14 protein-coding genes (1 of these 14 running past the window's edge) are annotated in these 20,428 nt (G+C 70.6%); 7 read left to right on the forward strand and 7 right to left on the reverse strand.

Features of this window, described 5'->3' with window-relative positions:
- The first annotated feature begins 64 nt into the window (after positions 1 to 64).
- Positions 65 to 3,499 carry a hypothetical protein gene (locus WMF24_RS10855; protein WP_437736313.1) on the forward strand — a complete coding sequence of 1,145 codons (3,435 nt, stop codon included), beginning with the start codon at positions 65 to 67 and terminating at the stop codon, positions 3,497 to 3,499.
- Positions 3,500 to 3,589: 90 nt separating this feature from the next.
- Here the strand turns inward: WMF24_RS10855 and WMF24_RS10860 are convergent, their stop codons facing one another.
- Positions 3,590 to 4,888: a trypsin-like serine protease gene (locus tag WMF24_RS10860; RefSeq protein WP_437736314.1), complete on the reverse strand. Its 1,299-nt coding sequence runs from the start codon at positions 4,886 to 4,888 to the stop codon at positions 3,590 to 3,592.
- Between WMF24_RS10860 and WMF24_RS10865 the strand changes: the two genes are divergently transcribed.
- The 3 genes from WMF24_RS10865 to WMF24_RS10875 all read left to right on the forward strand — a co-directional run bounded on the left by WMF24_RS10865 (position 4,862) and on the right by WMF24_RS10875 (position 8,146).
- Positions 4,862 to 5,437, forward strand: coding sequence for a hypothetical protein (locus WMF24_RS10865; RefSeq protein ID WP_437736315.1), 576 nt, complete (start codon positions 4,862 to 4,864; stop codon positions 5,435 to 5,437). The genes WMF24_RS10860 and WMF24_RS10865 overlap by 27 nt on opposite strands.
- Before the next feature lie 112 nt (positions 5,438 to 5,549).
- A complete protein-coding gene (locus tag WMF24_RS10870; protein ID WP_437736316.1) occupies positions 5,550 to 6,833 on the forward strand; it encodes a PAS domain-containing protein in 1,284 nt (427 codons plus the stop codon).
- A gap of 284 nt (positions 6,834 to 7,117) precedes the next feature.
- Positions 7,118 to 8,146: a cyclase family protein gene (locus tag WMF24_RS10875; RefSeq protein ID WP_437738790.1), complete on the forward strand. Its 1,029-nt coding sequence runs from the start codon at positions 7,118 to 7,120 to the stop codon at positions 8,144 to 8,146.
- Positions 8,147 to 8,185: 39 nt separating this feature from the next.
- On the opposite strand, the gene WMF24_RS10880 is transcribed toward WMF24_RS10875, so the two are convergent.
- Together WMF24_RS10880 and WMF24_RS10885 are read right to left on the reverse strand one after the other, a co-directional pair.
- Positions 8,186 to 9,187, reverse strand: coding sequence for a glycoside hydrolase family 11 protein (locus tag WMF24_RS10880; protein ID WP_437736317.1), 1,002 nt, complete (start codon positions 9,185 to 9,187; stop codon positions 8,186 to 8,188).
- Positions 9,188 to 9,388: 201 nt separating this feature from the next.
- Positions 9,389 to 10,291, reverse strand: a complete 903-nt coding sequence (locus tag WMF24_RS10885) for a bestrophin family protein (RefSeq protein WP_437736318.1) — start codon at positions 10,289 to 10,291, stop codon at positions 9,389 to 9,391.
- 327 nt (positions 10,292 to 10,618) lie between these two features.
- Between WMF24_RS10885 and WMF24_RS10890 the strand changes: the two genes are divergently transcribed.
- Positions 10,619 to 11,833, forward strand: coding sequence for a metallophosphoesterase (locus WMF24_RS10890; protein ID WP_437736319.1), 1,215 nt, complete (start codon positions 10,619 to 10,621; stop codon positions 11,831 to 11,833).
- A 508-nt stretch (positions 11,834 to 12,341) separates the two neighbouring features.
- Positions 12,342 to 13,289 (forward strand): hypothetical protein, encoded by a 948-nt coding sequence (locus WMF24_RS10895; protein WP_437736320.1) that lies wholly within the window; start codon positions 12,342 to 12,344, stop codon positions 13,287 to 13,289.
- A 105-nt stretch (positions 13,290 to 13,394) separates the two neighbouring features.
- Here WMF24_RS10895 and WMF24_RS10900 read toward each other — a convergent pair whose 3' ends face one another.
- From WMF24_RS10900 to WMF24_RS10915, 4 genes are all read right to left on the reverse strand, one after another.
- Entirely contained in the window at positions 13,395 to 14,843 is a 1,449-nt protein-coding gene (locus WMF24_RS10900) for an RICIN domain-containing protein (protein WP_437736321.1), read from the reverse strand.
- Positions 14,844 to 15,170: 327 nt separating this feature from the next.
- Positions 15,171 to 16,712 (reverse strand): RICIN domain-containing protein, encoded by a 1,542-nt coding sequence (locus WMF24_RS10905; RefSeq protein WP_437736322.1) that lies wholly within the window; start codon positions 16,710 to 16,712, stop codon positions 15,171 to 15,173.
- 780 nt (positions 16,713 to 17,492) lie between these two features.
- Positions 17,493 to 17,669 (reverse strand): hypothetical protein, encoded by a 177-nt coding sequence (locus tag WMF24_RS10910; RefSeq protein WP_437736323.1) that lies wholly within the window; start codon positions 17,667 to 17,669, stop codon positions 17,493 to 17,495.
- 158 nt (positions 17,670 to 17,827) lie between these two features.
- On the reverse strand, positions 17,828 to 18,094 hold the full coding sequence (locus WMF24_RS10915; protein ID WP_437736324.1) for a hypothetical protein: 267 nt from the start codon (positions 18,092 to 18,094) through the stop codon (positions 17,828 to 17,830).
- A gap of 432 nt (positions 18,095 to 18,526) precedes the next feature.
- Here WMF24_RS10915 and WMF24_RS10920 point away from each other — a divergent pair, with 432 nt between their 5' ends.
- Positions 18,527 to 20,428, forward strand: partial view of a glycoside hydrolase family 9 protein gene (locus WMF24_RS10920; protein WP_437736325.1) — the 5' portion only. The gene runs 483 nt beyond the window's last position; only the first 1,902 of its 2,385 coding nucleotides appear in the window; it begins with the start codon at positions 18,527 to 18,529; its stop codon lies off the right edge, out of view.

Below are 20,428 nucleotides of genomic sequence, written 5' to 3' on the forward strand. Positions count from 1 at the left end.
CGGCCATCGAACGAGCGTCGGCCGCCTGGAGGCCATCTCGCGCCTCGTTTGGGGAGGTACACGGATGATGCCGACGTCTCGTCGATGGCCCTGGCTCGCGTTGCCCTGGCTCGTTGTCTGCCTGCTTGCCGCCTGCGACGACGGCGAGGGCGGCGGCGGTCAGGGCGCGGCAGGCGGTGAGCCCAGCGGGGGCGCGGGGACGGCCGGAGCCGCCGGCGGAGCCGGCGAGGGGGGCGCCACAGCGGGACCCGGCGGAGGTGGGGGCGGGGGCGCCGGAGACGGCGGGGGCGGGGGCGCCGGAGACGGCGGAGGCGGCAGCGCCGGAGACGGCGGAGGCGGGAGCGCTGGAGATGGCGGGGGCGGGGGCGCCGGAGACGGCGGGGGCGGGGGCGCCGGAGACGGCGGGGGCGGGGGCGCCGGAGACGGCGGGGGCGGGAGCGCCGGAGGACCCGTGTGCGAGCCCGGGGCTCACGTCCCGTGTTACACGGGGCCGCCGATCACCGCCGATCGCGGGCTTTGCCGGCGCGGCGTCGCGACCTGCAGCGACGATGGCTCGGAGCTCGGCGCCTGCGTCGGTGAGGTCACGCCAGCGCCCGAGACATGCCTCGATCCGGCGGACGAAGACTGTGATGGCCAGGCCAACGAGGAGGGCCCAGGCTGCATCTGTGTCCCCGGCGACGCTGCCCCGTGCTACCTGGGGCCCGCCGGGACGGAGGGCGTCGGCGTCTGCAGGACGGGCGCGAAGATCTGCGACGCCCGTGGGACCGGCTACGGGCTCTGCAGCGGTGAAGTGCTCCCGACCCCGGATGACTGCCGCACGGCGGCGGACGAGGACTGCAACGGCGTGATCGCCGCCTGCGGGAACGGGGAGCACCGCTGGAGCAAGCGCTTCGGCGCCGATGTCCCCCAGCGCGCGACCGGCGTCGCCGTCGACGCGGCCGGGCAGGCCGTCGTCGTCGGCCATTACGCGGGGAGCATCGGTATCGAACACCCCTCGTTCCCACCCGACTTGTTCACGAGCGCTGGCGGCGACGATCTCTTCGTGGCGGGGTTCGAACGTTCAGGGGCGCGCCGGTGGAGCAAGACCTTCGGCGGCGCCGGCGATCAGCGCGCGTCCGCCGTGGCGGTCGACAGCCTCGGCGACGTGCTGATCGTCGGGACGTTCGAGGGCACGCTGGAGCTCCCCTTCCTCGCCCCGCTGACGAGCGCGGGGGGGACGGACGTCTTCGTCGTCAAGCTCGACGCGTCGGGGTCGCCCGTGTGGAGCAGGCGCCTCGGCGGCGCCGGCGATCAGCGCGCCGCGAGCGTCGCCGTGGACGCCGACCTAAGCGTCATCGTCGCCGGCGACTTCGACGGCACCCTCGACGTGGAGGCCGCCCCGCTGGCGAGCGCGGGCGGCGCCGACGTCTTCGTGGCGAAGCTCGACGCTGCCGGGAACGTCCTCTGGACCCGGCGCTTCGGCGACGCGGAGGATCAGCGCGCCGGAGGCGTGGCCGTGGACGCCGCGGGCAACGTCGTGTTGACCGGCGATCTGAAGGGGAGCGCCGATTTCGGCGGCGGCCTGCGCACGAGCGCGGGCGGGACAGACGTCTTCATCGCCAGGCTGAGCGCGGGAGGAGACCACCTGTGGAGCCAGCGCTTCGGCGGCACGGGAGAAGAGCGGGGCAAGGCGATCGGCGCCTTCGGCGCCGCGGGATCCGTCGTCGTGACCGGCGATTTCGACGAGGCGATCGACCTCGGCGGCGGGCCGCTCTCGAGCGCGGGCGGGAAGGACATCTTCGTGGCGCAGCTCGACGCCTCGGGAGGCCACGTCTGGAGCAGGCGGTTCGGCGACGCGAGGGACAGCGCGCACGATCAGCAGGTGGAGGCGATCACCGTCGACGGCGGCGGCACGTCGATCATCACCGGATCCTTCGCTGACACCGTGATGTTCGGGGACGAGGTCCTCGCGAGCGCGGGCTCGACCGACGTGTTTGCCGCGCGGCTCGACCCGCTGGGCAACCCTGCCTGGAGCCGGAGCGTCGGGGGAGGGGGCGCCGAGCGCGCGGCGTCCCTGGCGCGGGACCCCGCCGGCGCCGTGCTCGTGGTCGGCGAGCTCGAAGGCGACATGCTCGTCGGGGGGGACGTGCTCGCCAGCGCCGGTGTCGACGCGTTCGCGCTGAAGCTCGACGCCTCGTCCGCCCCGGTGTGGGGCAAGCGCTTCGGCGATGATTTCGTGTCCGCAGCGGCGCGCTCCGTCGCGGTCGACGCGTCGGGCAACGTCGTCGTCGGTCTCGACGCGACCTCGGCAGAGTTCGGGCTCGGCCCGGTCGACGGCCCCTCGCTCGTCGTCAAGCTCGACCCGTCCGGCGATCCCCTCTGGCAGCATCGCCTCGCGACCCCGACGCTCAGCCCCCACCTGGGCCAGAGGATCCGCAAGGTCGCTGTGAGCGCGTCGGGCGATGTCCTTGTCGCCGGCACGTTCTACGGCACCATCGACCTCGGCGGCGGGCCCATCACGGTAGCCAACGGCGGTCACATCTTCCTCCTGAAGCTCGACGCCGCCGGGAACTACCTGTGGAGCAAGCTGCTCGGCGGAAACGACGCGGACTATGTGGTGAACTCGGTGGAGGACGCCGTCTTCACCCCCCCGGGCGACGTGATCCTCGTCGGTACGTACAATCGGACGATCGATTTCGGAGGGGGTTGGCTGGCCGAGACGCCCGGAGACCCGTCGGGCGAGAGCCACAACGGGTACCTCGTCCGGCTCGACGGAGCCGGCAATCACCTCTTCAGCCGGCGCCTCAGCGAGGCCACGACGAAGATCGGCAGCGAGACCCCCCGCCAGGTCGCGATCGATGGAGCCGGCAACATCGTCGTGACCGGCACATTCACCGCGACCCTCGACCTCGGCGGCGTCCCTCTCGTCGCCGCGGGCGACAGCAATGCTTTCCTCGCGAAGTTCAGCCCCGCCGGCGATCACCTCTGGCGCAAGCGATTCGGCGGCGTGTCGATCGCCCTGGCGATCGACGGCGCCGACGATCTGGTCCTCGTGGGCAACGCGGGCGGCGCCATCGATCTCGGTGGCGGTGTGATCCCTGGAGGAGGCGTCTTCACGGCGAAGCTCGACGGGGAGGGGAATCACCTCTGGAGCAAGCGGTTCGACGGCTCGCGCGGCGCGGCGTTGCGGGCCGGGCCTGTGCTCGACGCCGCGGGCAACATCCTGTTCGCGGGCGATGTCGACGGTACGGTCGACTTCGGCGGCGGTCCCCTGGTCGGCCCGCGCCCTGCTCCCTCGACGGACTACGACATCTTCGTGGTGAAGGTCGATCCAGGCGGCGCTCACCTCTGGAGCAAGCGGTTCGGCGACACCGAGGATCAGGCGGTGCACGCGCTCGCGGTCGACGGCTCGGGGAACGCGATCTGCGCCGGCAGCTTCTCCGGGGCGCTCGATCTCGGCGGCGGCGCCCTGTCGCCGGCGGGCAAGAGCGACGGCTTCGTGGCGAAGCTCTCGCCGTGAGGCCCACGCTTGCGGGCCTCACGCCTGCTCGGGCACCCCCCGGGGACGGGCGGCGACGGCAGATCGAGCGGCCCTGTGCGGCCTGCGCTCCTACAAGCGCTCGATGAGGAAGCTTCGGGCCTTTTCGTCGAAGCTGTGGGCGGTGAGGTTCGCGTCGCTCGTGATGACGCGCGACTGGGCCGAGTATTGCCAGAGCCCGTCGTAGAGCGTCACCTTGAAGCCGGGGGGGACGCGGACGGAGCTGACCGTCTGGTCCCATGGGCTGCTGAAAAAGTAGCTGGAGCCGACGCCGTACATCAACGATTCACCCGAGAAGTTGGCGTGCTTGTAGAAGGTGACGACGTCCAGCTGCGGGTCCGAGGCGTTCGAGACGACGATGCTCGAGAGCGCGTCGTTGAAGCCCGCGGCCACGAGATCCGTGTCCGAGGTGAAGATGCGCACCTCGCCCCCGAAGTTGTGGTGGATGAAGGCCGTGACCCGGAGCCCGGCGGGGACCCTGATGGCGCTCGCGCGGTTGTCGCCGATGATCGTCAAGTTCGAGAGGTTGTGGTGGCCGAGCCCGAAGCCCTGCGAGATGCCGGAGAAGTTCGACAGATCGTGGAGAACGACCTTGTTGCTGGGGTGGACGGTGGGGCCGCCGGCGATCGTGGCGTCGATCCAGGCGCGGTGGCGCGCCACGTCGACGCCGGTGACCGTCGCGTGCAGGTTCGTACCGTTCTGTCCGTTCGAGGCCGAGAACACGGCGACCTGACGCCCGTCGACGAACCACGGGCCGCCGGAGTCGCCGCTCCAGCCCGCGCCCGTCACGCCGTTCGCCTTGAGCTCCTCGTCGGAGTGCCAGCCATTGATGTGGATGGTCGCCTTCTTCAGCGACGGCGCCATGACCAGCGGCGTGCCCTCGCTCCCCCAGCCGTAGGCCGTCGCGTCCCTGCCGATCCAGGTCGACGTCGCCTCGGCGAGCTGGACGAACGGTCCATCGGCGTCCTCGGCCAGGTGGAGCAGCGCGATGTCGGCCACGGCCGAGGGCACCTCGACGGCGTCGACCGCGATGCGCTGGCCTTGGAGGTACGTGTTGCTGCCGACGCGCACGGCCGACGTCTCGCCCTCGTCCGCGATGCAGTGCTGCGCGGTGAGCACCCAGCGCGGCGCGACGAGGGTGCCCGTGCACTGGTAGAAGTCGCCCGAGCTCCCGCGCACGTCGAAGACCTGCACGGCCCAGGGGCTCGCCTCGGCGATCTCGCCGCCGACGATCTCGGACGCGTGCGACCCGAGCGCCTCGAGCGGCTCGTCCGACGCGCCTTCGATCGAGCAGCCCGCGGACAGGCCGAGCGCGGCGCCCGCGCACACGACGAGACGAAGCTGATGGCCAAGCTCTCTCTTCTTCATCATTCCTCCACATATCCTTCTGTTCAAACGATCGTCCGCGCCGAGCGGGTCGGCCCCCGCCAGGCGGCTGCCGGCGCCGTCGAGGTCGCGCCGGCGCTCGTCAGCGAGCCGATCGACGGGGCCCGTGATCTCGGCATGTCCGGCCAGGCCACCGCGCCTTCGAGCAGACCCATGGGCCCACCGGGCCGACTGCGGTGCATGGACCGCCGGAGCGGGATGCCCGGAGGCGGGCGTACGAAGCCCGCCCGCGACCGCTCAAGAATCACGTCCGGAGTGTGTCGCGTTACCCGGAGCGGCGCCAGGCGGCGATCTGGAACGGCCGCGTTCGAGGCGTGGAACAAGCGGCGTCCCGCTGTTCGCATCGCGCTGCATCTTTATGATGGGCGCGCTGATCTGGCCAGCGACGGCAAGCGCGGCGGCACGATCCGGGGCTATTCGCGCTGGACCCACGGGCGCAATCTCACCGCGCGCGACTCCCTCGATCCGAAACAAGGCTCTTCCGACCCGGGGCACGGTCACGCAGCTGGGGACCGACGTCTCCAAAGCGAATGAATTTCCCCAGACTGTGCGCCAAGCGGGCCAGGGCCGTCCGCGAAAGCCTGTAGCACAGGGAGAATTGTGATCCCCCTGCCCCGAATCTGGGATAAAAATCCCCCAGCAAGCGATGGACGAGCAGCAGAAGACCGTGGCGCTCGAGGCGGAGGTGCATGCGTTGCGCAAGGAAGTGCAGCGCCTGCGCTCCCGCAACGCCGAGCTGGAGGCCGACCGCAGCCTCCCGGAGCGCTTGCTCGACGCGCTGCCCAGCCTCGTTTACGTCCTCGATCTCGACGAGCGGCGGTACATCTACTGGAACCGGGAGTTCGGCGAGCTCGCCGCAGGGGGCGGCGGCGGGGCGGCGGGCCCGCTCCGCGGCGACGGCGCACCCTCGATGGTCCATCCGGACGATATCGACCGCATCGAGGCGTACCGGGCTCGCGTGGCCGCCGGGGAGCGCGGGGAGCAGGCGACGGTGGAGTACCGCGCGCGCGGCCGCGACGGCGGCTGGCGCTGGCTCCTCGAGCGAGGCGTCGCGCTCGGTCGCGGACCGGAGGGACCGGGGCGCCGGATGCTGGGATCGGCGCACGACATCACGGCGCGAAAGCATACGGAGCAGATGCTCGAGAGGAGCGAGAGCCTGCTGCACGCATTCCTCGAATACACGCCGGCCATGATGGTCGCTGTGGACGCCGAGGGCCGGCTCCTGCTCGTGAACCGCGAGATCGAGTCCTATTACGGGATGAGCCGCGAGGAGTTGCTCGGGAAGGTCGTCTACGAGCTCCTCCCGCCGCCGGCGTCCGCCTCGATAAAGAAGGCCAACGAGGAGGTCGCGGCCGCCGGGCGGCCAGGCGCTTCCGAGCACGTGCTCGTCTATCCCGACGGTCCGCGGACGTACCTGTCGACGAAGTTCCCCATCCGCGACGCCGAGGGGAAGCTCTACGCGGTCGGGACGGTCTCGGTGGACATCAGCCGGACCAAGCAGGCCGAGGCCGAGCGCGCGGAGATGCAGCGGCAGCTCATCGAGATGCAGCAGGCGACGATCCAGGAGCTCATCACGCCGCTCTTGCCCCTGGCGCGCGGCGTCGTCGCGATGCCGATCGTCGGGAGCGTCGACCCCGCGCGCGCCGAGCAGATCCTGACGACGCTCCTCGAAGGGATCGCCTCCCAGAAAGCCAGGATCGCGATCCTCGACATCACCGGGGTGAAGGACGTGGACGCGCGGGTGGCGCGGTCGCTCGTCGACGCCGCCCGGGCCGCGGGGCTGCTCGGCACCCGGGTCGTGCTCACCGGGATCAAGCCGCAGATCGCGCAGACGCTCACGACGGTGGGCGCCGATCTGAGCGGCATCGTGACCAAAGGGACCCTGCAGAGCGGCATTGCCTATGCGCTCGGAGACCGGCGCCGCTGGTAGCCCCCGATAGCCCCCGATAGCCCCCGATAGCCGCTGCGAACCGCGCGCGCCCCCACCGCGCGACGCGGATGTACGCGCGTGTGCACAAGGGCTCCACGGGATCGGCGGAGACGCGCGCGCCGCTGGATAGCGGTGCTCTGGCGCCCGTTTCGGTGTACAATGGTGATGACATGCGTCCGCGCCCGTGACGGGCGCGCGGGGCGCTGTCGGTACAACGTGCGATGTAGCCCAGGAGGTTGTCGATGAAACCTGGAGTGATGCCGTTACGTGGCGCGATCGTGACAATGGCCGTCAGCCTGATTGCTGGCGCGGCGCTGGCCCGCGGCGTGCCGATGCTGGAGGCGTACGATCCGGTGCCTGGTCCCTCGCCGTGGGGCCCTGACGACGAGGCGGGCGCCTCCAACACGCAGACGCCCGACAAGGTCCTCGACGGCAAGCGCCTGATCAAGGAGGGAAAGGTCTATCGCCTCGGCCACGTCTACGAGCCGGGTATGGCGACGTTCCCCGGCAATCAGGGGCTCTCCGTGGAGGCCGGGCCGGTCTCGCTGATAGCGCAGCAGGTCACGAACTCCGAGGTGATGCACGGGGAGTTCGGCCAGATGGGGACGCAGTTCGACGCGCTGGGGCATTTCGGCTACATCCCGCCAGGGAGCTCGGACCCCGCCGACGCGCTGTTCTACAACCAGTTCACGGGCGCCGAGGTCATCACCGAAGACGGGCTCGCGCACCTCGGCGTCGAGCACGTGAAGCCCCTCGTCACGCGCGGCGTGCTCCTCGACGTCAAGCGCCACGCGAACGGCGGGGAGACGCTCGCGTGGGGCCAGGAGATCACGCTGTCCATGGTGATGAAGACGCTGCGCGCGCAGAAGATGGACGCGCGCGACATCGGCGCCGGCGACGTCGTGCTGATCTTCACGGGCTGGGAGGAGAACTGGGAGCTCGGCACCGAGGGGTTTTACACGCAGCCGGGCGTGGGGATGGCGCAGCCGGGGATCGGGCTCGAGGTCGCACAGTGGCTCTCGTCGAAGGGCATCGCCTGCGTCGGGTCGGACAACTTCGGCATCGAGGTCACCCCGCCGAAGCCCCCTGTCGCGCCGGGGGTGGTCTTCCCGGTGCACCATCACCTCCTTGTGAAGAGCGGGATCTTCATGCAGGAGGCGATGGTGCTCTCGGAGCTCGCCGCGGATCTGGCCGCAGAGCTCGAGGAGCGGCCGCGCGGCCACAGGAGCCCGTACGAGTTCTTCTACGTCTACAGCCCGCTGCCCCTCCGGGGCGCGTCCGGATCGCCCGGGATCCCGCTCGCGATCCGGTGAGCGGAGGGGGCCCGGGGCAGCGGCCCCGGGCTCATCGCCTCATCTCACGACGAAGTTCGCCGTCGTGAACTTGACCGTCCCGCTGTTGAACTGGGCCTCGACCAGGAGCTTGATCTCGTGCAGGTTCCCCAGGCGAAGGCCGAACCCTTCCCACGCGGTGAAGTGCTCGGAGACGGAGATGGTGCCGCACGTGCGCGGCGTCCGCCGGATGCTGAAATACTGATCGAACGTCTCGCTCGGGCCCGTGATGGCCGGCTTGTTCACGCGGGTCTTCTTCCACACGTCATAGGTCTCGCCATCGGCGGTCAGCGTGCCCACCTCGTCACGCGGCGTCCCGTCGGAAGAGAAGCCACCCGGCTTCTCGCTCCCCCAGTCGTCGAGGATGTAGAACTCGCGCAGCGGGTTGACGGTCCAGCCGTAAATGCCGATGTACGTCAAGCCGCCGTCCTCCTCCGTCTTCGTGTGCGCGAACTCCGCCGAGATGACGCCGATCTGGGTGTGCTTCTGGGTCTGGTTGAAGTCGAGCCCGACGCGCGCCAGGAAATCCTCGACGTTGTTCCATTCGGCGCTGAACGTGGCGTCGACGCCGTGCACGGTCATGCAGCCCGTTCCGCCCCCTTCCGCCCAGAGCTCATAACCGTACCCTCTGCCCGCATTGCCTCGGCTGTTCGAGCAGTACTTCATGCCCCCGGTCAGGGGTGTCGCCGGCGGGCAGGTGATCGGGTCGCCGCCCGTGGACCCGCCGCCGCCGTCGCCGGTGGAGCCACCTTCACCCGTCGCTCCGCCCGCACCGGGGAGCCCACCGCTGCTGCTGCTCGCGCCGCCGCTCCCCGTGTCGCTTCCGGTCGAGGAGGTGGCGCTCGCGCCCCCGGCGCCCGGTCGACCACCGCTCCCGCTCGCACCGGTGGATCCGGCGATCGATCCGCCGCTCCCTTCGTCGTCCTTCACCTCCCCGGAGCCGGTACATCCCATGAATGCCGCGGCAGCCAGGCAAGCGACGAGGGGCCCCAGCGACCAATGGGACGAAGCGAGGACGTTCATGGATGGAGCATGCCCGGGTCCGCACATTGTGGTCAAGCGAGGCGAACCGTTTGAAGAATGGCGGGTCGCCGGCTTGCCGCGTCGGTCAGAAGTTTCCAGACGCGCGCGAACGTCCGACTCGCTTCATCGTATTCGCCTGCATGCCCGTGCCGACAACGAGCCGGCAGCGCAACCAGCGGCGAATTTTGCAGCGTGCGGCGCTCAGTCCACGTAGCTCTCGGCCTTCGAGGCCATCACGAGGGCGAGCGACGACGAGCCGAGGAGGTTGCGCTCGATGGTGTCGCAGATGCGCGTGAGCGGCAGATCGTTCGGCTCGTGGCCGAACGGGTCGTCGAGCTCCCCGCCGAGCGCCTCGATCATGAGGACGGGGTAGGCGACCATCATCGTCACGAGGGGCGTCATGGCGCCGATCGCGTCGATGAGGGCGAGGGGCAGCGTGGCGAGATAAAGCACCACGCCGCGCTGCAAGAGCAGCACGTAGCCGAGCGGCGTCGGCGTCTTGAGGATGCGCTCGCAGCCGCCGAGGCAGTTGACGAGGGTGTTCAGCTCCTCCTCGGCGCACACGGCCATGTTGCGCTCGAGGCTCCCGGCCCGCACGAAGGCCGCGAGCCGCTCGGAGACCTGCTGCGCTGCGTGGAGCGGCGGGTGGGCGTGCGCCGCCATCGCCGCGGCCTGCTCCGCGGACAGGAGCCGCTCGATCTCCGGGCGCTCGGCCTGCCCGCGGAGCGAGCGCCGTGAGGCGTGGACGAAGACCACCACCCACACGGCGAGCTCGCGCGCCGCCGCCGGGGCCACCGCCGCGTGCGCGTTCACGATGCGCGTGATGTTGCGGCTCGCGTTCACGATCGAGCCCCAGAGCGTCCGGCCTTCCCAGAAGCGGTTGTAGGCCGTGTTCGTTCGGAACGCGAGGATGAGCGCGATCACCGCGCCGGCGACCTCGTACAGGCCGATCGAGAGGCCCACGCGCGGGATGTACCTGTTCGCGAGCCACAGCGCCGCGGCGATGGCCCCGAAGCCCAGCACGCGCCGCATCACGCCCGGCGAGAAGGAGCCGCGCGGGGAGACCAGCAGGTGAAGCCAATCGCTTCTCGGGTAGGGGATCATCGGGCGCGACCCTCGTTGCGGGAGCCATGGTGGAGAGAGGCCTCAGCACCTCGTGGGAGGTACCCGTCCGCGCGCGGCGATCGCGGCGACCGCCGCGAAGACCTCGGTACCAGCGAGGTGCGTGTGCCGCAACGCGCGCCGGGCGGCGCGGCCGGCCCGCCCGAGCCGGCTCATCTCCGGCTCATCGATCGATCGGCCTGCCCGCGAGCAGCCGCCCGGCACCCCCGGCCGCCTGGCGCGGACGCGCGGGACGCGGGAGACTCGGCGTCCGACCAGGCGGCGCGGACCGCGGTGGCTCTGTACGCCTGCGTCGCCTGGAGCTGTCGCTTGCGTCTCCCATCCCCCATCGTCCTCTTCTGGGTGGCCTCGATCCTCGCCTGGCTCGTCGTCGTGGCGGCGGCGAGGCGCCGCCGCGGCCGGTTCTACGCGCGGTTCGTCGGCGTGCTGCTCGGCATCCACACGCTGATCGCGTGCGCGCTCTTCCGCCACGTCGGCCCGCTCGCGCCGGCGTTCGCGTACCTCCACGGCGCGGTGTACCTGCACTTCCTCCTGCTCTCGCGCCCGCGCATGCGCCCGGTCGCCTACCGCGCCCTGGTGAGCATCCCCGCTTCCTACTTCGTCGCGGCGACCTTCCTGTCGTTCCCGTGGGCGATCGCGGCCGGGCTCGGGGCGACGCCGTACGGCCTCTGGGTGCCCTTCGCCCTCGCGGCGATCGGCATCCTCCAGTCGCTCACCGCGCGCCGCGAGGAGGTCGAGCTCGTCGTCGACCGCGCCCGCGTCGAGGGGCTGCGCCGCCACCCCCTCCCGCGCGAGGAGGCGCCCGGCGCGCGCCGCCCGCTCCGCATCGTCCAGATCACCGACCCTCACCTCGGCCCGTTCATGTCGGTCGCGCGGCTCCGCGGCATCTGCGAGCGCGCTGTCGCGCGCGACCCCGATCTCGTGGTGCTCACCGGCGATTACCTGACCATGGAGTCGCAGGACACCGCGGAGCACCTCGCCGAGGCGCTCTCCCCGCTGCGCGCCCTCGAGGGCCGCGTCTTCGCGTGCCACGGCAACCATGATCACGAGTCGCCCCGCCACGTCGCGACGGCGCTCGCCCGGGCGGGCGCGCGCCTGCTCGTGGACGACGCGGCGCTCGTCGAGACCGCCGCGGGGCCGGTGCAGATCCTCGGGATGGACTTCCACTACCGCGACCGCGCGCGGATCATGGCCGAGGTCTGCGCCCGGCACCCGCGCGTGGCGGGGGCGCTCCGGCTCGTGCTGCTCCACGATCCGGGCGCGTTCCGCCACCTCCCCGAGGGGGAGGGCGATCTCGTGCTGTCGGGCCACACCCACGGCGGGCAGGTCGGCATCGTCAGCCTCGGCGGCACCTGGACCGCGATGCGGCTCTTCGTGACGATGCCCGATCACGGCCTGTGGGCGCGCGGCCCGGACCGGCTCTACGTGCACCGCGGGACGGGCCACTACGGCTTTCCGCTCCGGCTCGGCGTGCCCGCGGAGGAGAGCGTCCTCAAGGTCCACCTCGCCGCCGACGGCGCGTGAGGACAGGGCGTGAAGACGGAGCGTCGCCGCCTGGGCCATCCCGAGCTCGGCGCCCCGGGGCGGTTTGAGCGCCCTCCACGACCGAGCTCGGCTCCCCGGGGCGGTTCGAGCGCCCTCGACGACCGAGATCAACGCTCCGGGGGCGGTTCGAGCGCCCTCCACGACCGAGATCGACGCTCCGGGGGCGGTTCGAGCGCCCTCCCACGACCGAGATCGATGCTCCGGGGCCGGTTCGAGCGCCCTCCCACGACCGAGATCGACGCTCCGGGGGCGGTTCGAGCGCCCTCCCACGCCCGAGATCGACGCTCCGGGGCCGGTTCGACCGCCCCTCCACGGCCGAGATCGGCTCCCCGGGGCGGTTCGACCGCCGCGGGGCCCCGGCGGCGGCCAGAGACAGCGCCGCCAGCCGATCGGCCTGGCGCCTCGCTTGCTTGGTCCAGCCGCAGAGCGCGCAAGCCCGGAGCTTGCGCCGTGTTGTGCCAGAGAGAGGACATAGCGAGTCATGGCCATGCAGAAGAAGCGAAGGGCGCTCAGGGCTCCGTTCATCGTGACCGTCGCCGCCGCGGCCTCGGTCGCCGGCGCCGTGGCCCTGCCGGGGTGCGACATCACCGTCGTGCAAGGCGGAGGCTGTCCCGAGCAGATGCCGGAACGGGAATCGAGCTGCGACGCGGTCGATCTCTCCTGCGCCTATGTCGACGGCTGCGACAATCCCATCGGCTACACGTGCGTGGACGGCGCGTGGCAGGTGGAGTCGGAGGTCTCCTGCAACCCGCCGCCGCCGGAGGAGGAGTGCCCCGGGCCCGTCTGCAACCCGCCGCCGCCTCCGCCGGCGTGCCCCGACGAGATGCCGAAGAGGGGATCGCGCTGCAACGCGGTCGACCTGGCCTGCGCCTATGTCGACGGCTGCGACAACCCCATCGGCACCAGGTGCGTGGACGGGGCGTGGCAGGTGGAGTCGGAGGTGTCCTGCAACCCGCCGCCGCCGGAGGAGGACTGCCCTTCCTGGATGCCGGACACCGGCACCGCGTGCTCGCAGATCGGAATGGACTGCGTCTATGGCGATCCCGGCGATTGCCTCGAGCCGCCCATCATGACCTGCGGCGACGACGGCACGTGGGTCATGACGCGCGATGAGTACTGCAACCCGCCGCCGCCGCAGCCGGAAGAGTGCCTCGCGGCCGCCACCTCGGGCGATTGCGCGGGCCTGTCACCGGCATGTGCGTGGCTTGTGCCAGGTTGCGCCGACGACCCAGGGCCCCCGGCGCTGCCCGCGGCGGGCTGCTACCCGAGGGTGACGTGCGAGGACGACGCGGCGTGTCCGGACGGGACGCGCTGCCAGGAGGTCGTCGTCGACCCCTGCGGCGCCTCGTCGTCTTCCGACGTGGGGGGCTGTGGCGCGTGCGGGATGACCAGGAACGTCTGCGTGCCTCCCTCGGCGGCGACCGGCGCCCCATGAAAGCACGCTCCATCGGTGGACATGGAGCGAACACGCGGGGCAACGCGGCGGCTCGGGCGGGCGTGTCTGCCGCTGCCCGAGCCGCCGCGCCGGCGGGGCGCGAGGTCAGAACTGCGTGAAGAAGTTCCAGATGGCCGAGCTCGCGAAGCTCGGCGTCTGGTGGTCACCGGCGAACTCGCAGCGGTGCACCGGGTAGCCCTCCCGGCACCCTTGGTAGGCGACGCACGAGTTGGGGGCCACGGGGCTCGTCTGGGTGCTGCAGCCGTTCTTGCGCACGAAGACGTCGAGCGCCGACCTCCCGGCCGAGATGGGGACGACGCTGTCGGACAGGCCGTGCGACATCCAGACGGCGACGGGCTGGGTGTTGGACTGGTTGCAGCCGCTGTAGAGGGCGCCGGACATCGGCGCGATGGCCCGGAAGACCTCGGGCATATCGCAGCCGAGCGCGTTCGACATCATCCCCCCGTAGCTCCACCCGGTCGAGAAGACGCGGCTCGTGTCGACGCACAGGTTGGCCTTGAGGGCGTCGACCATGGCGCGGGCGAAGGCGATGTCGCGCCCGCCCGTGTTGGCCCAGCCGTTGTCGATGCCGTTCGGCGAGACGAAGATGGCGCTGCCGTTCGCCAGCGCCTTGAGCCCATAGTACCCGTTGTTCACGACGTCGTTGGCCGACCCGCCGCGCCAGTGCCAGCCGAATATGAGCCGATACGCCTTGTTCGGGTCGTAGTTCGCCGGAATGTCGAGCACGTACTGGCGCGTGGTGCCGTTGACGTTGATGGTGCGGTTCCCGCTGGTGAAGGAGGTGGGAATGCCGCAGCCGGCGCTGCGCACGCCGCCGGAGCTGCCGCCGCCACCGGAGCCGCCGGAGCCACCGGAGCCACCGGAGCCGCCGGAGCCGCCGGAGCCACCGGAGCCGCCCGAGCCGCCCGAGCCGCCGGAGCTGCTGGAGCTGCTCGAGCTGCTGGAGCTGCTCGAGCCGCCGGTGCCCGAGCCCACGGGCGTGAGTCGGAATTGCTGATTGGTGCCGCCGTGCGACGCCCATTGAACCACGGCGGTGCCGTCCGCGGTGCCGTGGCCGTAGACGTCCAGGGACTTGCCGCTGTTGCGCGCGGTGATGCGCACGACGCCGCTGGCGACGTCCGTGAACGAAAACTGCTGGTTTTGCCCGGTCCAGCAGGAGTATTGCTGGATGACGGCGCCGTCGCTGGTGGAGGCGCCCGCGACGTCCATGCAACGGTTGCTGTTGACGTTGCGGATGCGATAGTAGCCGCCGCCCGCCGATTCCATGCGGAACTGCTGCCGCGTCGAGCCGTTGCAGCCGGCGATCTGCATGGCCGCGGCATCCGCGGTGCTGCCTCCAGCCGCCTGCACGCACTTTCCACTCTGGACGCCGACGATCGTGTAGACCGCGCCCGTATCGATCGTGATGGCGTCCTCGAGCGAGCCTTGCTCCTCGAGCTCGGCGTCGTACGCCCCGTCGGGGCCGATGACGCACGACACGGCGAGGACGCCCGTCGCCGCCGCGAGCAAGCCCTGCTTGGTTCCGAATCTCATCTTGTCCTCCTCGTCCTGTCAACTGAGTGAAACTGCCATCTTCTCACTGCTCGACGCCGCCCTTGCGCAGGTCGGGGTCGCTCGCCGCGCGCTCGAGGCTCCCGAGCGGGCCGCCGCGCTGGCCCTTGCCGCGGTCGAGCCGCCCTGCTCCTCGGAGCAAGGCGGCTTGAGAGCGAGCCACGCTAGAGCGACAAACGGGTTGAACCCGCCTGAAACGAGCAGAATTTCGAACCGCCAAGGCGCCAAGGGCGCCGAGATATTGTCTCCTTCTTGGCGTCCTCGGCGTCTTGGCGGTTCATTTCTCGCTCGCTCAACGTGATCGCTGTTCTAGGGCAGATTGGCGGAAGAGACCTGCCAGGTTCTGTCGGTGCAAAAGCGGCAGCTCGGGCCGACGAGCATGCCCTTGCCGGTGGCCGATTCGTCGCCCTTGAGCCACCAGTTGAGCCACGCCAGGTTGACCTGGGTGAACTCGCCGCCGTTCCGGGCCCACAGATCGCCCCCGTGGTCCGCGCCGACCTTGGCGAACATCATGACCGGAATATCACCCAGGGCGGCGATGTTCGCGAAGTCCCTCGCGCCGTTCACGTTCGCGCCCAGGCTGTCCGCGGTGCCGGTGACGATCAATACGGGTGTATGAATCGAGTTGTAGAACGACTGATTCGCCGAGAAGGAGCCGCTGCTCGTGTGTCCCCAGGTCGTCATCCTGGGATCTGCAGCGGTCCCCGCCGCCATCAAGCCGCCGCAGGAGAAGCCGTTCGCGGCGACCTTCGTGGTCTCGATCTTCTGGTAGTAGGCGCTGCAAGGCTTGTCGTTCTGGGCGATCACCCAGTCGACGTAGGCGCGCAGCACGTCGCCTCCGCTCCCGAGGTCGCGGTTGGGCTGGGTGTTGCCCGGTGTCCCGTCCGCCACCACGAAGTAGCCATGCGAGGCAATTTCGGCCATGGCCGCTTGATTCGCGAGCCCGTCTCGCGAGCATCCGCCCTGCCCCCAGACGAAGATCGGATATCTGGTGTCTCCACCGAGATCCGCCGGACGGAAGATGGTGCCCTGGTTGATGCCCGGGTCTGAATTCGTCTCGACGACCACCTGATGAGGGCCGCTCCCCGACACGTTTCGACCAGCCGGTCGCGACGCGGTGCACGTGCCGCCGGTGCCGCCCCCGGCGCCGCCGGAGCCACCGGCGCCGCCCGAGCCACCGGTGCCTCCGGTGCCGCCGGTGCCGCCGGAGCCGCCCGAGCCACCGGAGCCGCCCGAGCCACCGGAGCCGCCGGTGCCGCCGGAGCCGCCGGTGCCGCCGGTTCCCGAGCCCACGGGTGTGAGTCGGAATTGCTGATTGGTGCCGCCGTTCGACGCCCATTGAATCACGGCGGTGCCATCCGCGGTGCCGCGGCCGTAGACGTCCAGGGACTTGCCGCTGTGGCGCGCGGTGATGCGCACGACGCCGCTGGCGACGTCCGTGAACGACCACTGCTGGTTTTGCCCGGTCCAGCAGGAGTACTGCTGGATGGCGGCGCCGTCGCCGGTGGAGGCGCCCGTGACGTCCATGCAACGGTTGCTGTTGACGTTGCGGATGCGATAGTAGCCGCCGCCCGCCGATTCCATGCGGAACTGCTGCCGCGTCGAGCCGTTGCAGCTGGCGATCTGCATGGCCGCCGCATCCGCGGTGCTGCCTCCAGCCACCTGCACGCACTTTCCACTCTGGACGCCGACGATCGTGTAGACCGCGCTCGTATCGATCGTGATGGCGCCCTCGAGCGAGCCTTTCTCCTCGAGCTCGGCGTCGTACGCCCCGTCGGGGCCGATGACGCACGAGACGGCGAGGACGCCCGTCGCCGCCGCGAGCAGGCCCTGCTTGGTTCCGGATCTCATCTCTTCTCCTCGTCCTGCTAAGTAAGTGAAACTGGAATCTTCTCGCTGCTCGACGCCGCCCTCGCGCGGGTCGGGGTCGCTCGCCGCGCGCTCAAGGCCCGAGCCGGCTGGCCGGCTGGCCATCGCCGCTGCGGATGAATGCCGAGATGCGAGCAGAGTGAACAAGTTCGTTCTGCGTGCGCCAGGCAGCACGATAACGGTATTTGTTGTTCCGGGTTGCATGTCCGGCGAGCCGATTGTGCATCGCGAGCGGGCCTGATCCTCATGAAGGCGCGATAAGCAGTAGCCACGCCATCGTCGAGCAGCTGGCGGTGCCGTACAGCACGACCAGATGTTCATGGTGCAGCCCCCGGAGATGCCTCAGCTGGCGGGATACACCGGGTCGCTTCCGGGGTCCCACCGCCGCCTGGATCGTTGCTGTAACCAGGGGCGCCGCTGGCCAGGACCGCGATCCCAGCCGCGAACAACATGACCCATCGCTACTTCATGACCGTCTCCTGGAGGGGCACGACGGCCCATCCGGAGAGAAGCAAGAGCGTGGCTACCGGTCGCCATTGTGAGCGTTCACATGTTCGATGTCAACTTCGATCGACCAGACCGCCGCTCGGCGATCGATATGTGTGATGATGTGATCGTTCATAAATTCACCCAGCCAGCGCGCTGGCGAGCTGAACCGGGGCGCGCGGCCAGCTTGCCCCTGACTCCGCGCTCAGCGTGGGCCCGCGCCACTCGGCGCGATCGCGAGCTCGCGCTCGCCGCGCTCGCCGCGCCGCAGCGGCATCACCGCTGCGCCGATCCCAGCGTCCACGTGGACCGCACCCTGGCCGGGCTCTGCCCGCTTGCGCGTGCCGTGGAGCCCGTGAGGCGCCGGTGCCCGGCGAGCTCGCCGAGCGAGAGCTGGTTCAGGCGCGCGACGGTGACCTGGCCCGCGTGCGTGTGGCGGTCTCGAGCCTCCACGGCGAGCTGGTCCGAGGCGTGGCCGCGCCACGCTGGGGACTCCTCGTCGTGGCGATGCTCGTCTGTCGAGGAGGGCTCGTCGAGCCCGTCGCGCGGAGCGCGAAGGAGGGATTCCGGGGCGGGTGCTGCGCTGAGGCCGGCGTGCGCCTCGGGAGGGCTCAGGCCTTCTCGAGGAACTTGCGCACCTGGGACTCGATCGCGCTGCCGGGCACGAGGAACGGCTTGTCCGTGATGTCCACGGAGAAGCTCTGCGCGGAGATGGCATAGGTTCCCTTCACGGTTCCGGCCGGCGTGGGCACCGAGAAATCGCCCTTGCCTTCGTTGCCGCTGAACTGGCCGCCGGCCTTCTCGATCGCGGCCTTGGCCTTTGACACGATATCTTGAGAGGGACCGCTGAAGGGGACTGAGAAGCTGTGCTTGGCCATGTCGACTCCTTTGGGTGCTCGGCCGCACATCCTTGTGCGACGCGAGGCTGAGCGGAGCTTAATGCGACTCTGCGAGCGGCACCAGCGCGAACCGACGCGCAGGCTCGCTGCTCCCTCCCGTGGTTCCCGGTGAAGACATCATGACGGTCCGCGGCGCGCCCGAAGGCGCGCGACGCCGCCGCGGCGTGCGCTCTCCCGGCCGGCACGGCGGCCCCGGCGCCGTGCGCCGGCACGGCGGCCCCGGCGACCGGCGCAGCGCCCCCCGTCGCCGCTCGAGGTTCCCCGCGCTCCCCGTGGCTCCCGCGCGGCGCCGCCGGCCCGCGATCGCGGGCGTCGTCTCGATTCGACGCGCCGGCGAGGATTGCGCTTGACAATCTGGGTGGACGTCCCGCTTTTATGCGTCGATTGCCCCCAGTCGTGAACCGAGGACTCATGGACAACTCCCTTCTCAAGCAGTCGATCCTCCGCCGGACGGGCCGCGCGTCCGCGCTCGTGCTCGGCGCGCTCGCGTTGACCGCCGGATGTGCGACGTCCCAGGGCCCCGGGGCGGAAGCCGCCCCCTCCGGCGCGAGCCCCGGCGCCGCCCCGGGCGCGAGCCCCGAGCCCGCGCAGACCAACCTGCTCAAGGCCTCCGACTTCGACGACAACAAGAGCCTGCCCTGGACCACCTCGTTCACGGCGCCGGGCGCCGGCAGCGCGGAGGTGAAGAACGGCGCCTATTGCGTGACGGTGACGAACAAGGGGGCCAACAACTGGGACGCCCAGTTCCGCCACCGGGAGATGGTGATCCAGAAGGGTCACAGCTACACGATCACGTACAAGGCCTGGGCGTCCGCGCCCACGAAGGCGCGCCCGAAGGTGGGAATGGCCGGGCCGCCTTACGAGGAATACTGGTCGGACACCGTGGTGCTCGGGACCGAGCCGAAGACCTATACCGGCAAGTTCTCGATGGCGAAGGCCGACGATCCGACGGCGGAGCTCGCGTTCCACGTCGGCGGCGAGATGGCGTCCGCCAAGGAGCCGTTCGAGGTCTGCATCGACGACATCCGCCTGGACGACCCCGAGTTCCGCGCCAGCGCGCCCGCGGCCGCCGCGGCGGCGCCGAAGATCGCCGTCAACCAGGTCGGGTATCTGCCGGGCGCGATCAAGGTCGCCACCGTCAGCAACGCCGCGACCGCGCCGCTCGCGTGGCAGCTGCTCGACGGCTCCGGCAAGGCGGTCGCGCGCGGCCAGACCCGGGTGTTCGGCAACGACGGCGCGTCCGGCGATCACGTCCACCTGATCGATTTCACCGCCATCAACGTGCCCGGCCAGGGCTACGTGCTCCAGGTGGGAGACGAGAAGAGCTTCCCGTTCGACATCGGCGCCGGCATCTACCAGAAGCTCAAGTACGACGCGCTCGCGTATTTCTACCACAACCGGAGCGGCATCGAGATCAAGATGCCGTATGCGGGGAAGCCCGAGCTCGGGCGCCCGGCCGGCCACCTCCAGGACAAGAGCACGCCTTGCCTGAAGGGAAGCGGCTGCGACTATACGCTCGACGCGTCCCGCGGCTGGTACGACGCCGGCGATCACGGCAAGTACGTCGTCAACGGCGGCATCTCGGTGTGGACGCTGCTCAACTGGTACGAGCGCACGAAGCACCTCGGCACCTCGAGCGCCGATTTCGCCGATGGCAAGCTGAGCATCCCCGAGAACAAGAACGGCGTGCCCGACATCCTCGACGAGGCGCGCTGGGAGCTCGAGTTCCTGATGGGCATGCAGGTGCCGGAAGGCAAGCCGCTCGCCGGCATGGTCCACCACAAGATGCACGACGACGCGTGGACGGGCCTCGGGCTCGCCCCGCACGAGGACAAGATGAGCCGCTCGCTGCACAAGCCGAGCACGGCGGCCACGCTCAACGTCGCCGCGGTGGGCGCGCAGTGCGCGCGCATCTGGAAGACGGTGGACGCGGCGTTCTCGGCGCGGTGCCTGAAGTCCGCCGAGCGCGCCTGGGCCGCGGCGAAGCAGCACCCGGCCCTCTACGCGCCGCCCGGGGGCGACAAGGGCGGCGGGCCCTACGACGACACGGACGTCAAGGACGAGCTCTACTGGGCCGCGGCGGAGCTCTTCGTCACGACGGGCAAGCCGGAGTACAAGCAGTATCTCCAGTCTTCCCCGCTCAACGCGCGCTTCCCGGCGGAGATCGACGGGGTGCCCGCGTCGATGAACTGGAAGGTCACGGACGCGCTCGGCCAGATCTCGATGGCGATCGTGCCCGGCAACGTCGACGCCGCGTGGCAGCAGCAGCTCCGCGGTCGTATCGTGAAGGCCGCCGACAAGTACCTCGCCGTC

The sequence above is a fragment of the Sorangium sp. So ce1335 genome (assembly GCF_051521615.1).
GTDB lineage: Bacteria > Myxococcota_A > Polyangia > Polyangiales > Polyangiaceae > Sorangium.